This window comes from Aeromicrobium sp. YIM 150415, assembly GCF_016918125.1.
GTDB classification, from domain to species: Bacteria; Actinomycetota; Actinomycetes; order Propionibacteriales; family Nocardioidaceae; genus Aeromicrobium; species Aeromicrobium piscarium.
On sequence record NZ_JAERWM010000025.1, the window covers coordinates 119,524 to 140,378 of the forward strand.

Consider the following 20,855-nt stretch of genomic DNA (forward strand, 5'->3'; position numbering starts at 1 on the left):
AGTTCACGCGTCGAGGCCGAGGATGACGGCGGACGCGGCCAACAGCGCGCTGACCGGGGCCATCGTCCAGCGTTCGGCCGGGCTGCGTGAGATCGCGTTGAGCGGCACGCTCAGGGCGAAGAAGACGACCACCACCCACGTGAGGATCACCACGGCAGCGCTCTCCCCACCGGGAAGCGCGCGTCCGCGGCTGAGAAGCACGGCCGCGATCGCGACGTAGACGAGGACCGATACGGCACTGGCGAGACGGAGCCGACGCGGCAGGACGCGATGCTCGCCGCTCCACAGGAAGCGGCCGACGGGCCGGCCTACCGCGGCGAGGAGCTGAAGGAGGGCGAGCGCGGCGAGCATCACAAGAGCGACGCCGATGGCTGCGATCGTCATGACGTCTCCAGCTCGTCGAGCCATCGCGCCGTGAGCGCCTGCGCGCGGATGCCGTGGTCCAAGGTCGCACGCCGGTATCCGTACACCTCCCGGACGTCGTCGGGAATCTCGGTCTCGTCGAGTTCCGCTGCGAGCGAGACGAGACGGTCGGCATCGGCCGCGATCCGCTCGCGCAGCATCCGCAGGCAGTCGCCGCGGTCCGCCGCTGGAAGGCTTCCGAGGAGGTAGACCTTCGCCAGCATCGTCGGCTCGGGATCCGATCCCGTGATCGGCGACAGCATCCACTCACGCCAGGCGCGCCGCCCGGAGTCCTCGATGACATAGAGCTTCTTGCGGCGACGGGAGTCGTCCGCGTCCACCCGCGTCACCCAGCCCTTCGATTCCACTTGCCCCAGGGCCCGCTGGATGCTCCCGAAACTGGCGGCATAGAACAGCGAGATGCCCGCGGCGAACCGCTTGCGCACGTCGTAGAGCGAGAGCGGTCCGTCCAGCAGGAGACCGAGGATCAGGAACTGCATGCGGTCACTATATACCTCTTAGGTATATAGTGGCCGTAGTCTCAGCGGGCGGCCTCGACGCACCGGCCTACGCTCGGCCTATGGCAACCCCCGATTTCGTCCTCGACCTGCGCGCGAAGATCGGCACGGACCCGCTATGGCTGTGCGGGGTGACGGCCGTCGTGGTCAAAGGCGAGCAGGTGCTCATGGTCAAACGCGCCGACAACGGCGCATGGACCCCGGTTACCGGCATCGTCGACCCGGGCGAGCACCCGGCCACGGCCGCCATCCGCGAGACCCTCGAAGAGGCGGGCATCGTCGCGCAGGTCACTCGATTGGCCCGCGTCGGCGTCACCCGCCCGGTCGTCTACGACAACGGCGACCAGACCCAGTTCGTCGACCTCACCTGGCGACTGGAGTGGCGATCGGGCGAGCCGCACCCGGCCGACGGCGAGAACACCGAGGCCCGGTGGTTCGGCGTGCGAAGCCTGCCCTCACTCAGCGACGACATGGCACGGCGCGTCGGCGCCGCACTGCTCCCCCACGGCGAAGCAGAGTTCTGATCACTGCCCTTGCCGGCGCAGTCGACGAGCGACCACGAGCTGGGCGATCGCCGTGAACCCGATCACCGCCGGAAGAGTCCAGCCTTGCCATCCTCGTCGATCGTCGGGGAGGAGGAACGTCGCCAGGACCGCCGCACCGGCGAGCAACAGCCAGCCGAATCCCGCGAACACCTGCGACGCCGAATGACCCCGGGGCGCCTCACCCGCCATCCCCTTGCTCGCTGCGCAGGCGCGCGGCGTGACGGAAGTGATCGCGTGCCTGGAATCCACTCGATACACCCATGACGAGGTACAGGGACCATGACCACCACCTCAGTGGATCCAGGATCACCGCCACCACCACGAGAACGCCACAGGCGACAGCGAAGCCGGTGCCGGAGCGCGCCAGCCTGTCGTGCCGGCGCGGATCGCGCCACCGGGCAGCGACCGCCTCATGATCTCGCCGTTCAGCGCGCTCGGGATGACGCATCGGCATGATCACCTGGACCGCCATCACGTATGAGGTCGCGAACACGAGGAGGCACAGCGCCGCGACGAGATTCCACCAAGGCAGCACGTCGAGTGCCGCGAACGAGACGACGAACCAGATGACCGCCGTCACCAGCACGGCCCATGACGTGACCCGGGAGGACTTTCCAGGGGCGAGCATCGACGACATGACTCACCCTGACATGAAACGGACGACATCGCTCACTTCGTCGGATGGCGACTGGCGGTGCAGGTGGGACGCTAGACCCATGAGCGAGGACACCTGGAACGAGCTACTCCGCGACCAGATCGACTGGCACTGGACTCATCAACTCCGCGAACGACTCGAGGGGCTGACCGACGACGAGTACTTCTGGGAGCCGGTGCCGGACTGCTGGAACATCCGCCCTCGGGGCACAGGCACGGCCGCGGTGCAGGCCGGTTCCGGCGAGATGACCATCGACTTCGCCTTCCCGGCCCCCGATCCCGCACCGTTCACGACGATCGCCTGGCGCCTCGGGCATGTGATCGTCGGCGTCCTCGCGATGCGGAACGCCTCGCACTTCGGCGGCCCGCCCGTGGACTACGACTCCTTCGAGTACGCGACCACCGCGGAGGAGGCCCTCGGCCAGCTGGACCGCGAGTACGCGGCCTGGATCGCGGGCGTCGAGTCACTCGGTGAAGACGGCCTGTTCCGCCCTTGCGGGGAGGCCGAGGGGCCCTTCGCCGATGATCCCCTCGCCCGGTTGGTGCTGCACATCAACCGTGAGCTGATCCATCACCTGTCAGAGGTGTGCCTGCTGCGCGACCTGTACGTCCACGCCCGCACCTGAGCGTGGTGCGATCAGAGACCGTACATCGCGAGGACGTTGCCGTCGAGCTCGATCTGCGGATCCTGCTCGGGGTCCTCCCACGGCACCTCGGTCTTCTTCGCCAGGTAGTGGTTCTCCACGGGCGTGACCGGAGCGGAGACACTGCCGCCGAGCACGCCCTGGACGGCCTCGACGTACTTCTTGAGGGACTTCTCGTTGGCCTTCCCGTCCAGCAGCGCCTTCTGGGTACGCGGATCGGTGCCGACCACGATGTTCAGCTGGGCACCGCTGCCCTGCTCCTCGACCCAGATCTGCTGGAACTTGGCATTGGACATCTTCGCCTTCTCCCGCAGGACGAGCTTGCGGCCCTGATTGTGGACCGCCAGAATGCGGACGTTCTTGGCATTCTGCGCCACCCCCAGCACCGCTTCGAAGACGGCATCGGGCGTCTGGTTGAGGGTGACTGTCTCGTGGCGGGGTGCGCGCATGGATCTTCTCCGAGTCCGTTGACCATCAGATACTCCAGTATCAGTATCACCTCGTCGCCGCTCGCGCTTGCCCAACCGGACGAGGAACGGCCCCCGACTCACGTCGAGGGCCGTTCGCTGATGGTGGGCGATACTGGGTTCGAACCAGTGACCTCTTCGGTGTGAACGAAGCGCGCTACCACTGCGCCAATCGCCCATCAGTGCGTTGGCAACTCTAGCGCACCCTCCCCCAAGGACTGTCAACCGGCCTCCACCCGCGCCGTCACGACTCGTGCCGCAGCCGCTCTCCCACGGGAGCCTCCAGGCTGATCCGCTGCCCGTAGCGCTCCGGCACCCCGAAGTCGACCACCTGCACGGTGACCCGCTCGGGACTCGCCTCGACGATCTGCACGGCCAGATCGCCCTCATCGGCCAGTCGCCAGCGGTCCGCCAGATAGGCCAGCCCCGCGGCCGCCAAGGATGTCTCGGCGTCGCCGCGGTGCTCGAAGCGGCCGAGCTCATGCCCGAAGACCGTCTCGATCGCCCAGCCTCCCTCGGCGGGCCGGACGAATCCGACCAGCTCTCCGTCCTCGCGATGGACCTCGTGTCGTGTGCTCATGTCGAGGACGCTACGACCTGACGTCGCGTCAGGTGCAAGCTCACGGGTCGTCGTGCTGAGCCTGCTCGCGCCCCCAGATCTCCTGCGCCCTGCGCGTGAGCGGGCCGGGCGCCGGCAGCTCACGGTCGTCGACCCGCTCGATCGCCTGCACATTGCGCGTCGTGCCGAGCAGGATCACCTCGTCGGCCTCGCGCAGCACCTCGATCGGAGCATCGCGCTCGACCACGTCGAGCTCGGTACCGAGCCACTCGATCGCGAGCGCCCGGGTCACGCCGGCGAGACATCCGGAGTCGAGCGTGGGCGTCACCAGCTGCCCGTCGATCGCGTACATGACATTCGATCCGGTGCCCTCGCACAGCTCGCCACGGGTGTTGGCCATCACCGCCTCAGAGCCGCCCCGTGCTCGGGCGTACTCGACCATGAGCGCGTTCTCCGCGTAGCTCGTGGTCTTCAAGCCGGCCAGCGCACTCCGCTCGTTGCGCACCCACGGGACGGTCGCGATCGCGGTCACCGGCCCGGGGCGCTCAGCCGGTTCGCTGACGACGATCACCGTCTGCGGGCCTCCACCACGCGGGGACCCCAGCGGGCCCTCCCCCGATGTCACGGTGATCCGGATCCGGCCGAAGGGAAGCTCCTGGCCCTCGCAGGTGGCCGCGACGCCCTCGCGCACGAGGCCGAGATCGGGGCGGCCGATCCCCAGCCCCTCAGCCGAGCGCGCCAGACGCTCCAGATGACGGGTGAGCGCGAAGGGCCGACCGTCGATCACCGCCACCGTCTCGAACACCCCGTCACCGACGACGATGCCGTGGTCCAGCACATTCACCGCAGGATCACGGGGAGAATCAAGCACCCGTCCATTCAGCCAAGCCTTCATGCCCCGACCCTACGCCGACCCCACGTTGGGGGCTTGGGAGTGCTCGTGTAATGTTCTCAACGCCTGCTGATGAGGCAGCGCGGATGTGGCTCAGTGGTAGAGCATCACCTTGCCAAGGTGAGGGTCGCGGGTTCGAATCCCGTCATCCGCTCGGAGCGGGTCTCGCCGGACCCATCCAGTGGTGGGTTGGCCGAGAGGCGAGGCAACGGACTGCAAATCCGTTTACACGGGTTCAAATCCCGTACCCACCTCGCAGGACAACTCAATAGCACGGGCGATTGGCGCAGCGGTAGCGCGCTTCCCTGACACGGAAGAGGTCACTGGTTCAAACCCAGTATCGCCCACAACGAGAGGCTCCCGGATTCATCCGGGAGCCTCTTCTCATCTGGCCGATCGGGCCTCGGCCTCGCGTCGGACGTCGTACCGTGGACCCGACCCCGTCCGAGGAGGACCCGATGCCCGTACAGTCCCAGCCCGTGATCGTCGGACCTCCGGCGGCCGCCGTGATCATCGTGCTCACGATCGAGTCCGGTCGCGAGCAGCAGGTCAGCGATGCCCTCACCGGGGTGACCGGGATCATGCGGGCCGTCTCGTTCCGTGCCCCGGAGGCCGAGCTGACCTGCGTCGTCGGCATCGGTGCCGACGCCTGGGACCGACTGTTCGACCTCCCCCGGCCCCGCGATCTGCACCGCTTCGCGCCGCTCGCCGGGCCGACCCACCACGCCCCGTCGACAGCGGGTGATCTGATCCTCCACGTACGCGGCCAGCGCTTCGACCTCTGCTTCGAGCTGGCCCGGCAGCTCCTGGCACCCTTCGGCAGGGCCGTCACGGTCGTGGACGAGATCCACGGCTTCACCTACCTGGACCAGCGTGATCTCCTGGGATTCGTCGACGGCACGGAGAGCCCCAAGGGCGCGGAAGGGGCCGCGACGGTCTTCATCGACGATGAGCCCGGCCACGAGGGCGCCAGCTATCTCATCGTGCAGAAGTACCTGCATGACATGGAGGCGTGGAACGCCCTCTCCGTCGAGCAGCAGGAGCTGGTGATCGGCCGCCGGAAGCTCGACGACATCGAGCTGCCCGATGACGCCAAGCCGTCGAACTCCCACCTGGCGTTGAACACGATCACCGACGACGACGGCAATGAACTCGACATCGTGCGCGAGAACATGCCCTTCGGCCGCCTCGGCAGCGACGAGTTCGGCACCTACTTCATCGGCTACGCAGCCGATCCGGGCGTCATCGAGCACATGCTGCGCAATATGTTCCTCGGCGATCCTCCGGGCAACCACGACCGCATCCTCGACTTCTCCACGGCTGTGACCGGAAGCCTGTTCTACGTGCCCACCCTCGACTTCCTCGATGATCCGGAGAGCGCCTCCACGGCATCCGCGTCGTCCTGACACTCGTACGATCGAGCCATGTCATTGGAGATCGCCCGCGCCCACCTGGCCGCCCACGGACGCGCCGAGGACATCGTCGTCACCACCGAGTCCAGTGCGACGGTCGAGCTGGCCGCGGCCGCTCTCGGGGTCGAGCCCGCCCGGATCGCCAAGACGTTGAGCTTCCGCGGTCCCGAGCCGGACACCGCGGTCCTCGTGGTGATGGCCGGCGACGCACGCCTCGACAATTCCGCGTTCAAGCGCGAGTTCGGGCTGAAGGCGTCGATGCTCAAAGGCGACGACGTGGAACGCCTCACCGGCCATGAGCCCGGCGGCGTGTGCCCCTTCGGCAATCCGGACTCCGCGACGGTCTACCTCGATACCTCTATGCGGCGCTTCCCGAGCGTCTTCCCCGCCTGCGGCACGGGGAACTCCGCGATCGAGCTCACCGGCGAGGAACTCGAGAAGGTCACCGACGGCGCTCCCTGGGTGACCGTCTCCAAGCTCCCGGAGTGATCCCGCCGTCTCGCGGATCGAACCAACCCTGCGGACGCACGACTTTTGCCCGGTTATGGCCCTTGAGACCCCAGCCAGAGGGGCCACAACCCGGCAAATCTCGGACCCGGAGGGTCAGGTGGGGGCGGGATCGGTGCGCTCGCGCAGGATTCCGGCCACCGAGGCGTTGAGGGCCGCGCCGATGAGGACGGAGATCGCGATGACGAACAGCCACAGCAGCAAGGCGATCGGCGCCGCCAGCGGGCCGAAGATCGACATGCCTCCGTCGCTGAAGTCCAGCACCCAGCGCACCAGCCAGCTCCCCAGGATCCACATCGCGACGGTGAACACCGCACCGGGAAGCGCCATGCGCCACGGCTGCCGCACGGGCACCGAGACGTGGTAGAGCATCGCGAGGAATCCCGTCGACAGCAGGAGGACACCCGGCCAATAGAGGACGCTCAGCCAGCGCCAGTTCTCCGGTATCCACTGACCCACCAGCACCGGCCCGACCAGCACGAGCGGCACCAGGACGATCCCGATCGCCAAGGCGACGATGTAGAGGCTGAAGGAGAGCACGCGGGTCTTGACGATCCCCCGGTGACCGCCGAGCCCGTACATGATCGAGATGGTGTCGATGAACACGTTCAGCGCTCGCGAGCCCGACCACAGCGCCAACACGAAGCCCACCGAGATGACATCGATGCGCCCTCCCCCGCTGAGCACCTCGTCCAGGGTGGGGACGATGATCGCGTCCACCGTCTCGTCGTTGAGCGCCTGTGAGGTCAGGTCGATGATGCGCTGGCGGAAGAGATCCAGCTGCGCCACGTCGTAGCGAGCGGCGATGAATCCGATCGATCCGGCGAGGCCGAAGATCAGCGGCGGCAGCGAGAGGACGGCGAAGAACGCCGCCTCGGCGGCCATCCCGGTCACCCGATAGCGGATGCAGGCCGCGAAGGTGCGCGCGACGACACGCTTGAGATCGTCCACCACGCCCGGGCGGCCGACCGAGTCGCTGGTGGCCATGACTCCACCGTAGCGACGCGGAGGCAGCGCACGTCGCAGGCGCGATCCGGCCGTTTCCCAGGGCGCCGAAGCCGTCTACGGTATCCCCTATGGACGCTGAAGCCCGTGGCCCCCAGTCCGTGGCGGCTCGCGCATGACACCCCCGCTCGGAGTGCGCCTGGCGATGGCCGGCACCAGCTCCCTCGTGCTCACCGCCAGCGCGATCTTGGCCCTGCATGCCCCGTCGGCCGTGCTGGCGGTGGCGGCCGTCGCCGCGGTCACCGTGCTGCTGGGCTGGTTCGGCCAGAGCGCGAGCACCCCCGAGCACTCGGGGCTGGCCGAGCTCAACGCCGCCTGGGCCCTCCCCCTCGCCCTCGCGGGCCGCGCACGCTTCGGCGAGCTCCTCCCGACCCTCGTGGTCCAGGTGGCCGCGGCGCTCGCCGCCGGGTTCGGCGCCGCCGCGCTGGGAACCCGCCTCGGCGAGCCGCTGCTCTTCGATGCACCCTCGCCCTGGACTGTGGGGCTGGTCACAGTGCTGGTCGGCATCCTCACCGCGTGGACCGTCCTGGCGGTCGACGGACAGGCACCCGGAGCCCTGCTCGCCGTACCGGTCGCCACGGCAGGCGCCGCCCCCTCGATCGTCCTCGTCGCCGCCGCGAATCCGGCCGTAACCCTGGGCGCCGCCGCAGCCGGTCTCCTGCCGTGGGCGACCGCCGCCCCTGCCGCCGCCGGACTCCTCGCGGTCACCGCCGCCGGGGCTTTCGCCATCGCGGCCGTCGCCCCTGACACCGAGGGCTGATCTCATCCTTCGGACACATGGTCCACTATTCGAGACGAGCGTTTGTGTCCGGCCCGCGCCGGCAACACACTGGTGCCATGCTCACCGCACAGACCGTCTGGCTCGTGGAACGCCTCCACGTGGACCTCGGTCGTGCGCGTTCGATGATGTGTCGCTGAACCAGCGACCCCTTCTGCCTCCCCGCAAACCGGTCGCGCGGCATCTCCCCGCGTCTGAGCCCTGCCGTGCGCTCCTGTCCGAAAGAGACTCATGGCACCTGCATCCGGCACCGACACCCGGCCCCGCACGCCCCGCCGCAAGCGCGGCGAGGGCCAGTGGGCGCTCGGCTACCGCGAGCCCCTGAACGCCAACGAGCAGTCCAAGAAGGACGACAACCCGCTCAACGTGCGGGCCCGCATCGAGAACATCTACGCCCACCGCGGCTTCGACTCCATCGACCCGGGCGACCTGCGCGGACGCTTCCGCTGGTGGGGCCTCTACACGCAGCGCAAGCCCGGCATCGACGGCGGAAAGACCGCGACCCTCGAGCCCGAACAGCTCGATGACCGCTACTTCATGCTGCGCGTGCGCATCGACGGCGGCCAGCTCACGGTCGCCCAGCTGCGCACCATCGCCGACCTGTCGACGCGCTACGCCCGTGACACCGCCGACCTCACCGACCGCCAGAACATCCAGTTCCACTGGATCGACGTCCGCGACGTCCCGACGATCTGGCAGGAGCTGGAGGCCGTCGGCCTGTCAACGCAGGAGGCCTGCGGCGACTGCCCCCGCGTCATCCTCGGCAGCCCCGTCGCGGGCGTCGCCGCCGATGAGATCATCGACGGCCGCCCGGCGATCGAGGCGATCGAGAGCCGTTACATCGGCGACCGGGCCTTCTCGAACCTGCCCCGCAAGTTCAAGTCCGCCATCAGCGGCCACCCCGGACACGATGTCGTGCCGCAGATCAACGACATCGCCTTCATCGGCGCCGTCCATCCCGAGTACGGGCCCGGCTTCGACCTGTGGGTCGGCGGGGGCCTCTCCACCAATCCGATGCTCGCCAAGCGGCTCGGCGTCTGGGTGCCGCTCGACGAGGTCCCCGAGGTGTGGGAGGGCGTCACGAGCATCTTCCGCGACTACGGCTACCGCCGCCTGCGCTCGCGCGCCCGGCTGAAGTTCCTCGTCGCCGACTGGGGCATCGAGAAGTTCCGCGAGGTGCTGCAGGACGAGTACCTGAAGCGCGAGCTCATCGACCTCGACGACCCCGGGGCCCCCACCACACCCTCCGACCACGTCGGCGTCCACCCGCAGAAGGACGGACGCTACTACATCGGCGCCGCGCCGAGCGTGGGCCGCGTGTCGGGCACTCTGCTGCACCAGATCGCCGATGTCGCCGAGGCACACGGCTCGGACCGCCTCGCCACCACGCCGATGCAGAAGATCCTCGTGCTCGACGTCGAGGAGGACCGGGTCGAGTCCCTCGTCGCGGCCCTCGACGAGCTCGGCATGCGGGCTCGCCCGTCGCAGTGGCGCCGCAACACGATGGCCTGCACCGGCATCGAATACTGCAAGCTCGCGATCGTCGAGACCAAGCAGCGCGCCGCCGAGCTCGTGACCGAGCTCGAGGACCGCGTACCCGAGCTGGACAGCCCCATCACGGTCAACGTCAACGGCTGCCCGAACTCCTGCGCCCGCATCCAGACCGCCGATATCGGCCTCAAGGGCCAGCTCGTCGTCGACGAGAACGGCGATCAGGTCGAGGGCTTCCAGGTGCACCTGGGCGGGGCGCTCGGGCTCGACGCGAGCTTCGGCCGCAAGCTGCGAGCCCACAAGGTCACCGCGGATCAGCTCCCCGACTACGTCGAGAAGCTCGCGCGCACCTATCTGGAGCAGCGCGACAGCGACGAGACCTTCGCCGGCTGGGTCGCCCGCGCCGATGAGGAGCTCCTCCGATGAGCTCGAGGGCCATGCCGTACCACTGCCCGTACTGCGCCGATGAGGACCTTCGCCCGCACGGCGAGACCCACGGAGCCTGGGAGTGTCGCAGCTGTCTGCGCGCCTTCAGCCTGAAGTTCATCGGCCAACTCAACCCCGCCACCATCACCACCCATCCCGGAAGGAGGGAAGCATGACCGCACCAGCACTCGTTGCTCTTGCCCACGGCAGCCGCGATCCACGATCGGCCGCCACGATCAATGCCCTGACGGAGCTCGCGCGCTGCATGCGCCCCGATCTCCGCATCGAGACGGCCTTCCTCGACCTCTGCGAGCCCGGTTTCGACGAGGTCGTCGACGGCCTCGTCGCCGAGGGCTACTCCGAGATCGTGGTGGTCCCGTTGCTGCTGACCGAGGCCTACCACGCCAAGGTCGACGTGCCCCAGGCCGCGCAGGCGGCCACCGAGCGGCACAGCGGGCTGTCCATCCACGTCACGAAGGTGCTCGGCATCGAGTCGGCCTTCTTCAACGTGCTCGACCGCCGCCTGCGCGAGTCGTTGCGCGAGAACCGGGTTCGCGAGCTCGACGCGCTCGTGCTGGCCGGTGCCGGCTCCTCCGATCCGCTCGCGAATGCGATGATCTCGCGCGCCGCCCGGGCGTGGGGCGCCCACCATCGTCTCCCCACGATCGCCGCCTTCGCGTCGAGCGTGCCGCCCGCCGCGGGTGAGGCCGTGCGCCAACATCGCGCGGACGGACGCCGGCACATCGCAGTCGGCATGCTGTTCCTCGCACCGGGCGTCCTGCCCGATCGCGTCGCGGAGCTGGCCACCGAGGCCGGGGCCGTCGCGGTCGCGGAGCCGCTCGGGGCCGAGCAGGAGATCGCTCAGGTCCTCCTGGCCCGCTACGCCGTCGGTGCCGTGGAGTTGGTCCCCCTGGAGGCCATGTTCGCCTGAGAGGTTCCGCACCGAACCCGTCATGCCGGGGCACCTGCGCCCCGGCATGACGGGTTCGCTAGTTTCAACGGGTGAGACGCGCCGGGAGGGTACTGCTGCTCGCGGCGATCGTCGCAGTGCTCATCGGTGTTTTGGAGCTCCTGCACGTCTCCGCGGCCACGCTGATCGGCGCCCTCGCCGGTGCGCTCATCTTCTCCCTGATCCTGCGCCAGGAGCTGCGGTTCCCCGAGCCGCTCTACCTGATCGGGCAGGCGCTCCTCGGGGCCTCCATCGGTGCCAGCATCGATCTGGACACCTTGCGCAGCATCGGCGGCGACTGGCCGGTCGTCCTGCTCGTGAGCGTAGCCACGATCCTCGGCAGCGTCGTCCTCGGGCTCATGCTGAGCGCCCGCGGCACCATCACCCGCGAGACGGCGGTCTTCTCCTCCGTACCCGGCGGCGCCTCTGGCCTCACCGTCATGTCACGTGACCTGGGTGCCGACGACCGCGTGGTGACCGTCCTGCAGTACTTGCGGGTCGTCATCATCGTGGCGTCGCTGCCGTTCATCGTGAATCTCGTGTTCCATCCTTCGGAGTCGGGAAGCTCGGCCCGAATCGCTAGCACCGAGCATCTGGTGCCCGCACTCGGCTTCACCGCCGTCAGCGTGGCGGTGGGGCTGCTGGTGGGACGATTCGCGCGGCTGCCGGCGGGAGGAGTCTTCGGGCCGATGCTCGTCGCCGCGATCGTGCACGGCTGGTTCGGCGCCGTGGGTGTGCCGAATGCGCTCCAGCAGGCGGCCTTCGTGCTGATCGGGCTCTCGGTGGGACTGCGGTTCACCCGCGCGGCCTTCGCGACGATCCGGTCCCTGCTGCCGCTTGCTCTGCTGAACATCGTCATCGTCATGATCATGTGCGCGGCACTCGGCGCCTGGCTCGCCCATGTCACCGATCTCAGCCCTCTCGACGGCTATCTCGCCACGACCCCGGGGGGCTTCTCCGCCGTGCTGGCGATCGCGACGACGACCGGCGGCGATCTCACCTTCGTCACGGCGGCCCAGCTCGTCCGGCTGCTCATGATCCTGGCCGGCGCGCCGATCTTCGCGTGGTTCCTGCGCCGCCGTTGACCGGTGAGTCATCCCCCAACCCTCGCGTGGGCGGTACCTCATCAACCTCACCCTCCGAACAGCGGTACCCCATCAACCCCAACCACACCCGAAAACGTTGACCACCTACCGCCACCCGGGACGTAGCGTTGACCACGTACCGCCACGTGGCGGCTGTCGGCGCCCTAGGCTGGTGCCATGCTCGACACGGCCGATCTGGCACGCCGCTACGCGTACCCCGATGACCTGGACCGGCCCTGGGTCCGGATGAACTTCGCCGCCTCCGTCGACGGCTCGGCCACGGCCGAGGACGGGCTGTCCGGCGCGCTCGGCGGCGACCCCGATGCCACCGTCTTCGCAGTCCTGCGCTCGCTGTGCGATGTCGTTCTCGTGGCCGCCGGGACAGCGCGGGCGGAAGGCTACGCCCCGGTCGAGGCTGACGAGGTCCACACCGAGATCAGGGCCGGGCTCGGTCTCGACCCCGTGCCCCCGATCGCCGTCGTGAGCCGCGGCCTCGACCTTCCCGAGGCCCTGGTGGCACCCGGACAGATCGTCATCACCTCGGCCGCTTCGCCTCCCGAACGCCGCGCGGAACTGGCCGAGGTGATGGAGGTCGTCGTCGCCGGCGAAGAGGCAGTCCACCTGCCGACGGCACTGACGGCCCTGCACGACCGCGACCTACGACGCGTCCTCTGCGAGGGCGGACCGTCCCTGCACGGCGCACTCGCCGCCGACGACCTCGTCGACGAGCTGTGCCTGACGATCGCTCCCCTGCTCACCGCCGGTCACGGGCCCCGCATCGCGCACTCGGACCACTTCGCCGGACGGTCGCTGTCGCTCGGCCACCTGCTGGAGGTCGACGACGTGCTGCTCACCCGCTGGCTCCGCGCCCGCGGCTGACCCCACGACCTACGGTCAATCCCGCTCCGCGTCCAGCCGTTCCGCGAATTCGTCCCAGAACGCCAGGGCCGCCTCGGTCATCGCGATACCGAGGTCCAGCGGCACGAGGCGAGGAGCAATGTCCTCGCGCCCGCCGAATCGTTTCTGGATCGCGTGGTACTCCTCCAACCGCTCGGTGTGCTGGCGGATCTGGTCCCGCGCCATCCGGCGCTTGGTCTCAAGGCTCAGCAACTCGCTGAAGAACAGCTTGAGCTCGGCGACGTCGCGGATCTGCATGGGCTCGGTGATGGGCTGATCGAGCCACTCGGCCAGGGCCTCACGGCCCTCGGCGGTGATCGAGAACGTGCGTCGTCGCCGGCCGTCGGATTCCTCCTGCACGGTCAGTAGGCCAGCCTCGACCAGGCGACGTGGCTCGGAATAGAGCTGAGCGTGCGGAAACGGCCAGAAGTAGCCGATCGAGTGTCCGGTGGCCCGCTTGAGGTCATAGGACGTGGACGGCCCGCGCAATGCGATCAAGCCCAGGACCACGAAGGAGGTGGCGCTGAGGCGTTCCCTTGACATGCCACCATCCTAGGCCTACGGTCTTGTTCACACCGTATGTTTCAGACGGTATGAACAAGATCATGAAGGATGGTGCATGAACCCCGTGAGCACGATGGCCAGGCTCGAGGATGCCCGACTCGTCACCGGCAAGGGCGCGTTCCTCGACGATCTGGATCCCTTGCCGGGCACGCTGGTGGCCGCCGTGGTCCGCAGCCCGCATGCTCACGCCTCCATCACCTCGATCGATCTGACCCGCGCACGCGCACACCCGGGTGTCGCAGCCGTGATCGGGCCCGAGGAGGTCGCCGCGGCCTTGAGCCCCTTCCCGCTCTCGCTGCGCGCACCGATGGACTACTACCCCACCGGCACCGACAAGGTGCGCTATGTCGGAGAACCGGTGGCCGTCGTGGTCGCCACCGATCGCTACACCGCCGAGGACGCCGCGGAGCTGGTGGACATCGCCTACGACCTCCACCCGGTCGTGGTCGATGCGCTCGAGGCCACCACCGCGGAGGCACCCCTGCTGCACGAGAACGCCGGCACCAATGTGGCCAGCGACCGCACCTTCGTCTTCGGCGACGTTGACGATGCCTTCGCCGGTGCCGAGCACATCGTGGAGGGCGACTACTACTTCCCTCGATACTCCTCCACTCCGATGGAGTGCTACAGCGTCGTGGCCACCTGGATCGACGATCCCGAGCGACCCGAGGTCGAGATCTGGTCCAACTTCCACGGACCCTTCTCGATGGTCCCGGTCCTGTGCGGCGCGCTCGGCGTCACCACCTCCCAACTGCGACTGCATGTCCCGGCCGACAACGGAGGCTCGTTCGGCATCAAGTCCGGGATCTATCCCTATATGGCGCTCATGGCACTCGCATCGCGCCACGCCCAGCGCCCCGTGCGGTGGTCCGAGGATCGCTCGGAGCATCTGCTGTCCAGCTCGTCGGGATCCGACCGGCACATGAAGGTGCGCGCCGCTGTCGACGCGGACGGGATCATCGAGGCCATCGACATCGACTTCGTCGAGAATGTCGGCGCCTACCTGCGGCCCCCGGAGCCCGCCACGCTCTACCGGTGCTTCGGCAACATGACCGGCGCCTATCGCATCGACACCGTGCGGCTCCGTTCACGTGCCGTCGTCACCAACAAGTGCCCCACGGGGCTGAACCGGGGATTCGGCGGGCAGCAGCTCTACTTCGCGCTGGAGCGGATCATGGACACCGCCGCGCGCACCGTGGGCATGGACCGGCTCGACTTCCGCAAGCGCAATCTGATCTATGCCGATGCCTTCCCCTATGCCACGCCGACCGGCGGCGTCTACGACTCCGGCGACTACCAGCGGGCGGTCGAACTGCTCGAGGAACGATCCGACTATCTCGCCCTTCTCGCGCGTCAGGAGGAGGCGAGGTCCCGTGGCGAGCTGGTCGGAACCGGTGTCGCCCTCATCGTCGAACCCTCGGGAACCAATATCGGCTACGTGGGCCTCGCGACACCCGCCGAGAACCGGCCCCCCGGTCGCGGGAAGTCCGGATCGACCGAGCACGTTCACCTCAGCGTCGACCCCCAAGGCATCGTCGGGATCACCCTCGGCACCGTGCCGCAGGGCCAAGGCCACGCCACCGTCGCGCGCCAGGTGGTCGCCAAGGAGCTCGACCTGCCCGAGGAGCAGGTGGTCCCCACCGTCGAGATGGACACCGCGACCACCGCGTGGACGATCACCTCGGGCAGCTACTCCTCACGGTTCTCGCCGCTGCTCACCTCGGCCCTCGTCGACGCCTCGCGCGAGATCGCCCACCGGATCAAGAAGGCCGCCGCGGTGATCCTCGGCACCACCCCCGATCTCCTGGAGCTGCACCAGGGAACCGTCCGCGTCGTCGGCGACCCCGACAAGGCCGTGTTGTTCCGACACGCGGCAGGGCTGATCCACTGGGATCCGGGCCGCCTTCCCGACGGTGAGCAGGCCACCCTCGAGGTCGATATCGCCTTCACTCCCCCGCAGGCGAAGGCGCCCTCGCGCACCGACCAGGTCAACTCCTCACTCTGCTACGGCTTCGTCGCCGATCTCGTCAGCGTCCGGATCGACCCGGAGACCCTCGACATCACCATCGAGGACGTGGTCAGCATCCACGATCCGGGGACGATCCTGAACCCGACGTTGTTCGAGGGGCAGGTGCACGGTGCGATGGTCCAGGCCTTGGGAGGCGCCATGTACGAGGAGATGGCCTACTCCGACGCCGGCCAGCCGGTGTCCACCTTCATGGACTACCTGATCCCCACAACGGCGGAGTCGATGTTCCCCCTCACGATGGCGCATATCGAGACCCCGTCACCGATGACGCGACTCGGCGCGAAGGGAGCCGGCGAGGGAGCGAGCATGAGCTTCCCGGTCGCCTTCGCCAATGCGGTCGAGGACGCCTTGCGCCACCGGGGGGTCCGGATCGACTCGCTCCCGCTCCACCCGAATGTTCTCCACGATCTGCTGCATCTCAACGACTGAAAGGACCAGCATGCCCACCACCGGAGGCACCATCCACCTCGAGCGCAGCCACGATGGCCGCGTGGCCAATCTGACGCTCGACCACGGACGGCTCAATGTCGTGACGATGGAGATGCGCGCCCTGATGGCCGAGCGTTTCGCCGAGATCGACGCCGATCGAGACATCCGCGTCGTCGTGATCCGTGGCGACGGCGAGCACTTCACCTCCGGCGGCGACATCGCCGGCTTCATGGAGGTCGCTCCCATCGATCTCACCGATCTCGGCCACGACATCACCGCGGCGTCGCGTTCTCAGAAGCCCGTGATCGCCGCGATCGACGGATACTGCTTCGGCGTCGGCCTCGAACTCGTCCTCTCCACCGATATCCGGTTGGCCACCCAACGATCGGCGTTCGCGCTGCCGGAGATGAAGCTGGGCATGATGCCCGGCTCCGGCGGCACCCAGCGGCTGTCACGACTGATCGGGTTGTCGCGCGCCAAGTACCACATCCTCACCGGCGAACGGTTCACCGCGCAGCAGGCACTCGACTGGGGTCTCGTCGCCAGCGCACCGGAGGACCGCGAAGGCCTGGAGAGCGAGGTCGAGCGCGTGGTGAACACGCTGCTGGGCTTCTCGGCGGTCTCGCTGCGCACCGCCAAGGAGGTGCTCGACCGGGGAGTCGACGGCCCCCTCGCGACCGGTGTCGAGCTGGAGCGCAAGGCCTACTCGATGCTGCGGGCCACGGAGGACTTCGCCGAGGGCGTGGCTGCCTTCGGTGAGAAGCGCACGCCGAAGTTCCAGGACCGCTGACATGAAGGCCGCCCCGTTCTCGTACGTGCGCCCGACCTCGCCGAAGGGCGTGCTCACCGAGATGTCTCTCGCCCCGGGCGAGGCGAAGATCATCGCCGGCGGACAGTCGCTGATGCCGGTGCTGGCGATGCGCCTCGGTCGCCCGCCGACACTCGTGGACATCTCACGCGTCTCGGCATGGCAGAGCATCGAGATCGGCGCACATGAGGTGCGGATCGGGGCGGCCGTGCGTCAGCGCGCCGTCGAGCGACACGGCAATCTGCGGATCCCACTGCTGTCCCGCGCATTGCCGTGGATCGGGCACCGCGAGATCCGGAGCCGCGGTACGGTGTGCGGTTCGCTCGCCCACGCCGATCCGGCCTCCGAGCTGCCCGCCGTGATGGTGACCCTGGGCGCACGACTGGGGATCACCGGTCCCGGAGGCGATCGCGAGCTGCCCGCCGACGACTTCTTCCGGGGAGCCATGACCACCGCGTTGGAACCCGGTGAGGTGTTGCGGCACGTCACCGTGCCGCGAACCCACCGCGGACAGGGTTTCGGCTTCGCCGAGATGGCACGCAGACATGGCGATTTCGCTCTCGTGGGCGTCACGACGATGGTGCAGACGGAGGGCGACCAGGTGGTGCGGGCGCTGCTCGGCGCGTTCGGCGTCGCGGACCGCCCCCGACTCCTCGACGTCACCGAGACCGTCGCCGGTCCGCTGCGGTCGGCGACCGATGCGGGCGGAGCCGCCGATGTCGCCGAGGCGCTCGCCGACGCGGCCCGCGAACTCGTGACCACCGGCGGCGACAAGCACGCCAGCGCCGGTTACCGGCGCCGCCTGGTCCGCGTACTGGGGGGCCGCGAACTCGTGGCCGCCTTCCACGACAGTCGGAAAGGAGAATCTCGATGACCCTGCTCCTCGACCAGGCGGCCTCGGTCGTCGACCGCTGGCGCCGGCGCCATGACGACCCGGCGGGCGCGGTCACCCGCTGCGAGGCCGATGAGCTGCTCCGCGTGGACCTGACCGTCAACGGTCGCCCGGCCACCGTGCACGTGGCACCGCGGGTCACCTTGGCCGACGCCCTGCGCGATCACCTCGGCCTGACGGGCACGCACCTCGGTTGCGAACACGGTGTCTGCGGCCTGTGCACCGTCATGGTCGACGGCGACGCGGCCCGATCCTGCCTGGTCCTGGCCTGCCAGGTCGACGGCGCGGAGATCGTGACGGTCGAGGGCATGGGCACACCCGCGGATCTTCATCCGCTCCAGCAGTCCTTCGGCACCCACCACGCGCTGCAGTGCGGCTTCTGCACACCGGGACAGATCATGAGCGCCTACGACCTGCTCACCTCCGAGCCCGGTATCGAGGCGGCGCAGCTTCCCGATCAGCTCTCCGGCGTACTCTGTCGCTGCACCGGCTACCGCAATATCGTCGATGCGGTCGCCGATGTCGCGGAGCAGTATCCGCAGGGTGTGCCAGGCCCCAGGAACTGCAACCATGACGAGCCCCGACTCCCACGGGCGACCTTGGGCGGCCCCGGAACACCCACCGCGCTGGAGTCGGCCGATGCGACATCCGGGCCGGCCGAGATCGCCGTGCCCTCCGGCGAGCCGACGGCGGTGGTCACGGTCGACACCCACGCCAAGGCTCCCCTCGACGCCATCTGGGGGATCGTCGAGGACACCGAGTCACTAGCGACCTGCCTGCCGGGCGCCGAGATCATCGCCGACTTCGGCGACGACCAGTACAAGGGCCGCATGCGCGTCAGCTTGGGACCCGTACGGCTCGCCTTCCTCGGCGACGTCAAGATCCTCGAGCGCGACGATGCGACACATCGCGTGAAGGTCATCGGCCAGGCCGCGGACGCCTCTTCCGGGAACGTGGCCGCCGTCGTCGACCTCACCGCGGAATCGCGGCAGGACGGCGGGACCGACCTGCACGCGGTCGCCGAGTTGCACATGGTCGGCCGCATCGCTCAATTCGGACGCGGTCTCGTCAATGACGTCAGCGCGGACATGTTCCACCAGTTCGCGGCGAATATCGACGCCGCGTCCCGCGGCGAGGCTCCCGTCGAGGCAACCCCCGCCAGCGCTCTCTCTATCGTGTTCACCCTCATTCGATCCCGGATCACGGCGCTCGTGCGCCTGGTCCTTGGAAGGAACTGATCATGGACATCGGCACGACCCTCACCTGGACGGCCGAACGTTTCCCCGACCGACTCGCGTTCGCCGGCCGGCGACGACTGACCTACCGTGAGCTGGATCAGCGGACCAACCGGATCGCGAATCTGATGACCTCCCTCGGCGTGGAGCGCGGTGATCGGGTGGGTCTCTTCCTCTCCAATAGCGAGGAGATGGCGTCGACCCACCTGGCGCTGCAGAAGCTCGGCGTCATGTCGACGCCCTACAACATCCGCCTCGGGGTGCCCGAGCTGTCGCATTGCCTCACCGACTCGGCGCCCAAGGTGGTCGTCGTGGACGCGGTGGCCGCAGAGCTTGCCCGAACCGTGCTCGCCGAGGCCACGATCCGGCCGTCCGTGCTCGCCGTCGGGCGCTGTGACATCGCCGGCAGTCTGGACTTCGAGGAGTCCGTCGCCACCGCGGACGACTCGGCCCCGGCCATCGACATCGGTCCCGATGACTACAGCGTGATGCTCTACACCAGCGGCACCACCGGGCGGCCCAAGGGCGTGCCGCGAACCCAGCTCAACGAGCACTCCGCCTCCGTCGCACATGTCGTCCAGGCCCGCTACCAGCCCGGCGAGGTCACGCTCGGCGCCATGCCGATGTACCACACGATGGGCCTGCGCTCGCTGCTGTCGATGATCGTCATCGGCGGGACCTTCGTCGTCCAGCCCGTGTTCCGTCCCGATGAGGCCGTCGACCTGATCGAGCAGGAGTCGGTGACCGCGCTGTACCTGGTGCCGACGGCCTTCTGGTCCGTGGTCAACGGTGGCGGCGACATGGAGCGCGTGGCGCGCAGCGTCCGCAAGCTGGCCTTCGCCGGAGCGCCGATGACCTCGTCCTTGTGCGAGCAGCTGGTCGAGCAGCTCCAGCCGGAGGTGTTCATCAACCACTACGGCTCCAGCGAGGTCTACACCTTCTCCATCGCCGACGACGCCGCGGCCAAGCCCGGCGCGGCGGGCCGTCCGGGCGTGTTCGGCAGGTGGCGTGTCGTCGATCCGGCGAGCGATGAGTTCCACGAGCCGCTCCCGGCGGGCCAGGAAGGCGAGATCGCGGTGGACCTGCGCTCCGACGAGGCCTTCTCCGGGTACTGGCAGCGCCCCGACGCGGATGCGAAGTCGATCCGCCACGGCTGGTACCACACCGGCGATATCGGGCGGGTCGACGAGGACGGCGACCTGTGGGTCGAGGGCCGGGTCGACGACATGATCCTCACCGGCGGCGAGAACGTGCATCCGGTCGAGGTCGAGGACATTCTCGCGCGTCATCCCGACATCGCGGAGGTCAGCGTCGTAGGCCTCCAGGACGAGAAATGGGGACAGGCCGTCACCGCCTTCATCGTTCCCACACGAGACGACGAGGATCCCGAGACCGTGGCCGCTCGCGTCAAGGACTGGGTCCGCAGCGAGGCGCCGCTCTCCCCCTACAAGCGTCCCAAGCGGGTCATCGTCATCGAGGCGATCCCCAAGTCCCCCGTGGGCAAGATCTTGCGCCGCAAGCTCGTCGCGGGCGACTACGACCTGGCAGTCACGACCGGCTCCAAGGCCGAGTCCCCCGTCACCACCTGAGGAGCGCGGGCGCCCCGGCGGGCGCCCCCAGAGCGGACGGAAGAATGGCCCCAAAGACAAAGAACACAAGGGAGAAAC

24 protein-coding genes and 4 tRNA genes are annotated in these 20,855 nt (G+C 68.7%); 18 read left to right on the forward strand and 10 right to left on the reverse strand.

Annotation, left to right across the window (positions count from 1 at the left end; translation table 11 throughout):
• Positions 1-3 precede the first annotated feature (3 nt).
• Positions 4-384: a hypothetical protein gene (locus tag JL108_RS16190; RefSeq protein WP_205199191.1), complete on the reverse strand. Its 381-nt coding sequence runs from the start codon at positions 382-384 to the stop codon at positions 4-6.
• On the reverse strand, positions 381-902 hold the full coding sequence (locus JL108_RS16195) for a helix-turn-helix transcriptional regulator (RefSeq protein WP_205199192.1): 522 nt from the start codon (positions 900-902) through the stop codon (positions 381-383). The genes JL108_RS16190 and JL108_RS16195 overlap by 4 nt, the downstream gene beginning before the upstream one ends.
• 80 nt (positions 903-982) lie before the next feature.
• Here JL108_RS16195 and JL108_RS16200 point away from each other — a divergent pair, with 80 nt between their 5' ends.
• On the forward strand, positions 983-1,444 hold the full coding sequence (locus tag JL108_RS16200; RefSeq protein ID WP_205199193.1) for an NUDIX domain-containing protein: 462 nt from the start codon (positions 983-985) through the stop codon (positions 1,442-1,444).
• On the opposite strand, the gene JL108_RS16205 is transcribed toward JL108_RS16200, so the two are convergent.
• Together JL108_RS16205 and JL108_RS16210 are read right to left on the reverse strand one after the other, a co-directional pair.
• Positions 1,445-1,654, reverse strand: a complete 210-nt coding sequence (locus JL108_RS16205) for a hypothetical protein (RefSeq protein WP_205199194.1) — start codon at positions 1,652-1,654, stop codon at positions 1,445-1,447.
• Positions 1,644-2,102: a hypothetical protein gene (locus tag JL108_RS16210; protein ID WP_205199195.1), complete on the reverse strand. Its 459-nt coding sequence runs from the start codon at positions 2,100-2,102 to the stop codon at positions 1,644-1,646. Before JL108_RS16210 ends, JL108_RS16205 begins: the two co-directional genes overlap by 11 nt.
• 79 nt (positions 2,103-2,181) lie before the next feature.
• Between JL108_RS16210 and JL108_RS16215 the strand changes: the two genes are divergently transcribed.
• A complete protein-coding gene (locus JL108_RS16215) occupies positions 2,182-2,745 on the forward strand; it encodes a DinB family protein (protein ID WP_205199196.1) in 564 nt (187 codons plus the stop codon).
• A gap of 11 nt (positions 2,746-2,756) precedes the next feature.
• Here the strand turns inward: JL108_RS16215 and JL108_RS16220 are convergent, their stop codons facing one another.
• The 4 genes from JL108_RS16220 to JL108_RS16235 form a co-directional block, all read right to left on the reverse strand.
• A complete protein-coding gene (locus JL108_RS16220; RefSeq protein WP_205199197.1) occupies positions 2,757-3,212 on the reverse strand; it encodes a hypothetical protein in 456 nt (151 codons plus the stop codon).
• A 121-nt stretch (positions 3,213-3,333) separates the two neighbouring features.
• Positions 3,334-3,408 (reverse strand) — tRNA-Val (locus JL108_RS16225).
• 66 nt (positions 3,409-3,474) lie between these two features.
• The gene (locus tag JL108_RS16230; protein ID WP_205199198.1) at positions 3,475-3,810 is read right to left on the reverse strand and encodes a hypothetical protein; all 336 of its coding nucleotides are present in this window, start codon (positions 3,808-3,810) and stop codon (positions 3,475-3,477) included.
• Between the two features lie 40 nt (positions 3,811-3,850).
• Positions 3,851-4,684 (reverse strand): aminotransferase class IV, encoded by an 834-nt coding sequence (locus JL108_RS16235; protein ID WP_205199199.1) that lies wholly within the window; start codon positions 4,682-4,684, stop codon positions 3,851-3,853.
• Positions 4,685-4,763: 79 nt separating this feature from the next.
• Here JL108_RS16235 and JL108_RS16240 point away from each other — a divergent pair.
• The 5 genes from JL108_RS16240 to JL108_RS16260 all read left to right on the forward strand — a co-directional run bounded on the left by JL108_RS16240 (position 4,764) and on the right by JL108_RS16260 (position 6,582).
• Positions 4,764-4,835 (forward strand) — tRNA-Gly (locus JL108_RS16240).
• Between the two features lie 29 nt (positions 4,836-4,864).
• Positions 4,865-4,935: transfer RNA gene (locus JL108_RS16245), tRNA-Cys, on the forward strand.
• Positions 4,936-4,956: 21 nt separating this feature from the next.
• Positions 4,957-5,028 (forward strand) — tRNA-Val (locus JL108_RS16250).
• A gap of 111 nt (positions 5,029-5,139) precedes the next feature.
• Positions 5,140-6,087, forward strand: a complete 948-nt coding sequence (locus tag JL108_RS16255) for a Dyp-type peroxidase (RefSeq protein ID WP_205199200.1) — start codon at positions 5,140-5,142, stop codon at positions 6,085-6,087.
• An 18-nt stretch (positions 6,088-6,105) separates the two neighbouring features.
• Positions 6,106-6,582, forward strand: a complete 477-nt coding sequence (locus tag JL108_RS16260; RefSeq protein WP_205199201.1) for a YbaK/EbsC family protein — start codon at positions 6,106-6,108, stop codon at positions 6,580-6,582.
• 114 nt (positions 6,583-6,696) lie between these two features.
• Here JL108_RS16260 and JL108_RS16265 read toward each other — a convergent pair whose 3' ends face one another.
• A complete protein-coding gene (locus tag JL108_RS16265; protein WP_205199202.1) occupies positions 6,697-7,587 on the reverse strand; it encodes a YihY/virulence factor BrkB family protein in 891 nt (296 codons plus the stop codon).
• A 133-nt stretch (positions 7,588-7,720) separates the two neighbouring features.
• On the opposite strand from JL108_RS16265, the gene JL108_RS16270 reads away from it, so the two are divergent.
• From JL108_RS16270 to JL108_RS16295, 6 genes are all read left to right on the forward strand, one after another.
• Positions 7,721-8,365, forward strand: coding sequence for a hypothetical protein (locus JL108_RS16270; protein ID WP_205199203.1), 645 nt, complete (start codon positions 7,721-7,723; stop codon positions 8,363-8,365).
• A 249-nt stretch (positions 8,366-8,614) separates the two neighbouring features.
• Positions 8,615-10,300 (forward strand): nitrite/sulfite reductase, encoded by a 1,686-nt coding sequence (locus tag JL108_RS16275; RefSeq protein WP_205199204.1) that lies wholly within the window; start codon positions 8,615-8,617, stop codon positions 10,298-10,300.
• Positions 10,297-10,476: a hypothetical protein gene (locus tag JL108_RS16280; RefSeq protein ID WP_205199205.1), complete on the forward strand. Its 180-nt coding sequence runs from the start codon at positions 10,297-10,299 to the stop codon at positions 10,474-10,476. Before JL108_RS16275 ends, JL108_RS16280 begins: the two co-directional genes overlap by 4 nt.
• Positions 10,473-11,231, forward strand: a complete 759-nt coding sequence (locus JL108_RS16285; protein ID WP_205199206.1) for a sirohydrochlorin chelatase — start codon at positions 10,473-10,475, stop codon at positions 11,229-11,231. The genes JL108_RS16280 and JL108_RS16285 overlap by 4 nt, the downstream gene beginning before the upstream one ends.
• Positions 11,232-11,302: 71 nt before the next feature.
• The gene (locus JL108_RS16290) at positions 11,303-12,334 is read left to right on the forward strand and encodes an AbrB family transcriptional regulator (RefSeq protein ID WP_205199207.1); all 1,032 of its coding nucleotides are present in this window, start codon (positions 11,303-11,305) and stop codon (positions 12,332-12,334) included.
• 177 nt (positions 12,335-12,511) lie between these two features.
• Positions 12,512-13,213 carry a pyrimidine reductase family protein gene (locus tag JL108_RS16295; RefSeq protein WP_205199208.1) on the forward strand — a complete coding sequence of 234 codons (702 nt, stop codon included), beginning with the start codon at positions 12,512-12,514 and terminating at the stop codon, positions 13,211-13,213.
• 15 nt (positions 13,214-13,228) lie between these two features.
• On the opposite strand, the gene JL108_RS16300 is transcribed toward JL108_RS16295, so the two are convergent.
• A complete protein-coding gene (locus JL108_RS16300) occupies positions 13,229-13,774 on the reverse strand; it encodes a PadR family transcriptional regulator (protein ID WP_205199209.1) in 546 nt (181 codons plus the stop codon).
• Between the two features lie 76 nt (positions 13,775-13,850).
• Between JL108_RS16300 and JL108_RS16305 the strand changes: the two genes are divergently transcribed.
• From JL108_RS16305 to JL108_RS16325, 5 genes are read left to right on the forward strand one after another with little or no spacing between them, the layout of a single operon-like run.
• The gene (locus JL108_RS16305; protein ID WP_205199210.1) at positions 13,851-16,253 is read left to right on the forward strand and encodes a xanthine dehydrogenase family protein molybdopterin-binding subunit; all 2,403 of its coding nucleotides are present in this window, start codon (positions 13,851-13,853) and stop codon (positions 16,251-16,253) included.
• 10 nt (positions 16,254-16,263) lie between these two features.
• On the forward strand, positions 16,264-17,043 hold the full coding sequence (locus JL108_RS16310; RefSeq protein ID WP_205199211.1) for an enoyl-CoA hydratase/isomerase family protein: 780 nt from the start codon (positions 16,264-16,266) through the stop codon (positions 17,041-17,043).
• Position 17,044: 1 nt separating this feature from the next.
• On the forward strand, positions 17,045-17,935 hold the full coding sequence (locus JL108_RS16315; RefSeq protein ID WP_205199212.1) for a xanthine dehydrogenase family protein subunit M: 891 nt from the start codon (positions 17,045-17,047) through the stop codon (positions 17,933-17,935).
• Positions 17,932-19,191: a 2Fe-2S iron-sulfur cluster-binding protein gene (locus JL108_RS16320; RefSeq protein ID WP_205199213.1), complete on the forward strand. Its 1,260-nt coding sequence runs from the start codon at positions 17,932-17,934 to the stop codon at positions 19,189-19,191. The genes JL108_RS16315 and JL108_RS16320 overlap by 4 nt, the downstream gene beginning before the upstream one ends.
• Before the next feature lie 2 nt (positions 19,192-19,193).
• Positions 19,194-20,777 (forward strand): class I adenylate-forming enzyme family protein, encoded by a 1,584-nt coding sequence (locus JL108_RS16325; protein ID WP_205199214.1) that lies wholly within the window; start codon positions 19,194-19,196, stop codon positions 20,775-20,777.
• The last annotated feature ends 78 nt before the right edge of the window (positions 20,778-20,855 follow it).

What these genes read in the sequence shown, in the direction of transcription:
- JL108_RS16260 (WP_205199201.1), top strand. Translation starts at nt 6,106, where the DNA reads ATGTCATTGGAGATCGCCCGCGCCCACCTGGCCGCCCACGGACGCGCC.
- JL108_RS16310 (WP_205199211.1), top strand. Translation starts at nt 16,264, where the DNA reads ATGCCCACCACCGGAGGCACCATCCACCTCGAGCGCAGCCACGATGGC.
- JL108_RS16325 (WP_205199214.1), top strand. Translation starts at nt 19,194, where the DNA reads ATGGACATCGGCACGACCCTCACCTGGACGGCCGAACGTTTCCCCGAC.
- JL108_RS16285 (WP_205199206.1), top strand. Translation starts at nt 10,473, where the DNA reads ATGACCGCACCAGCACTCGTTGCTCTTGCCCACGGCAGCCGCGATCCA.
- JL108_RS16315 (WP_205199212.1), top strand. Translation starts at nt 17,045, where the DNA reads ATGAAGGCCGCCCCGTTCTCGTACGTGCGCCCGACCTCGCCGAAGGGC.
- JL108_RS16215 (WP_205199196.1), top strand. Translation starts at nt 2,182, where the DNA reads ATGAGCGAGGACACCTGGAACGAGCTACTCCGCGACCAGATCGACTGG.
- JL108_RS16305 (WP_205199210.1), top strand. Translation starts at nt 13,851, where the DNA reads ATGAACCCCGTGAGCACGATGGCCAGGCTCGAGGATGCCCGACTCGTC.
- JL108_RS16255 (WP_205199200.1), top strand. Translation starts at nt 5,140, where the DNA reads ATGCCCGTACAGTCCCAGCCCGTGATCGTCGGACCTCCGGCGGCCGCC.
- JL108_RS16265 (WP_205199202.1), bottom strand. Translation starts at nt 7,587, where the DNA reads ATGGCCACCAGCGACTCGGTCGGCCGCCCGGGCGTGGTGGACGATCTC.
- JL108_RS16300 (WP_205199209.1), bottom strand. Translation starts at nt 13,774, where the DNA reads ATGTCAAGGGAACGCCTCAGCGCCACCTCCTTCGTGGTCCTGGGCTTG.
- JL108_RS16205 (WP_205199194.1), bottom strand. Translation starts at nt 1,654, where the DNA reads ATGGCGGGTGAGGCGCCCCGGGGTCATTCGGCGTCGCAGGTGTTCGCG.
- JL108_RS16195 (WP_205199192.1), bottom strand. Translation starts at nt 902, where the DNA reads ATGCAGTTCCTGATCCTCGGTCTCCTGCTGGACGGACCGCTCTCGCTC.
- JL108_RS16275 (WP_205199204.1), top strand. Translation starts at nt 8,615, where the DNA reads ATGGCACCTGCATCCGGCACCGACACCCGGCCCCGCACGCCCCGCCGC.
- JL108_RS16235 (WP_205199199.1), bottom strand. Translation starts at nt 4,684, where the DNA reads ATGAAGGCTTGGCTGAATGGACGGGTGCTTGATTCTCCCCGTGATCCT.
- JL108_RS16230 (WP_205199198.1), bottom strand. Translation starts at nt 3,810, where the DNA reads ATGAGCACACGACACGAGGTCCATCGCGAGGACGGAGAGCTGGTCGGA.
- JL108_RS16270 (WP_205199203.1), top strand. Translation starts at nt 7,721, where the DNA reads ATGACACCCCCGCTCGGAGTGCGCCTGGCGATGGCCGGCACCAGCTCC.
- JL108_RS16190 (WP_205199191.1), bottom strand. Translation starts at nt 384, where the DNA reads ATGACGATCGCAGCCATCGGCGTCGCTCTTGTGATGCTCGCCGCGCTC.
- JL108_RS16320 (WP_205199213.1), top strand. Translation starts at nt 17,932, where the DNA reads ATGACCCTGCTCCTCGACCAGGCGGCCTCGGTCGTCGACCGCTGGCGC.
- JL108_RS16220 (WP_205199197.1), bottom strand. Translation starts at nt 3,212, where the DNA reads ATGCGCGCACCCCGCCACGAGACAGTCACCCTCAACCAGACGCCCGAT.
- JL108_RS16200 (WP_205199193.1), top strand. Translation starts at nt 983, where the DNA reads ATGGCAACCCCCGATTTCGTCCTCGACCTGCGCGCGAAGATCGGCACG.
- JL108_RS16295 (WP_205199208.1), top strand. Translation starts at nt 12,512, where the DNA reads ATGCTCGACACGGCCGATCTGGCACGCCGCTACGCGTACCCCGATGAC.
- JL108_RS16210 (WP_205199195.1), bottom strand. Translation starts at nt 2,102, where the DNA reads ATGTCGTCGATGCTCGCCCCTGGAAAGTCCTCCCGGGTCACGTCATGG.
- JL108_RS16280 (WP_205199205.1), top strand. Translation starts at nt 10,297, where the DNA reads ATGAGCTCGAGGGCCATGCCGTACCACTGCCCGTACTGCGCCGATGAG.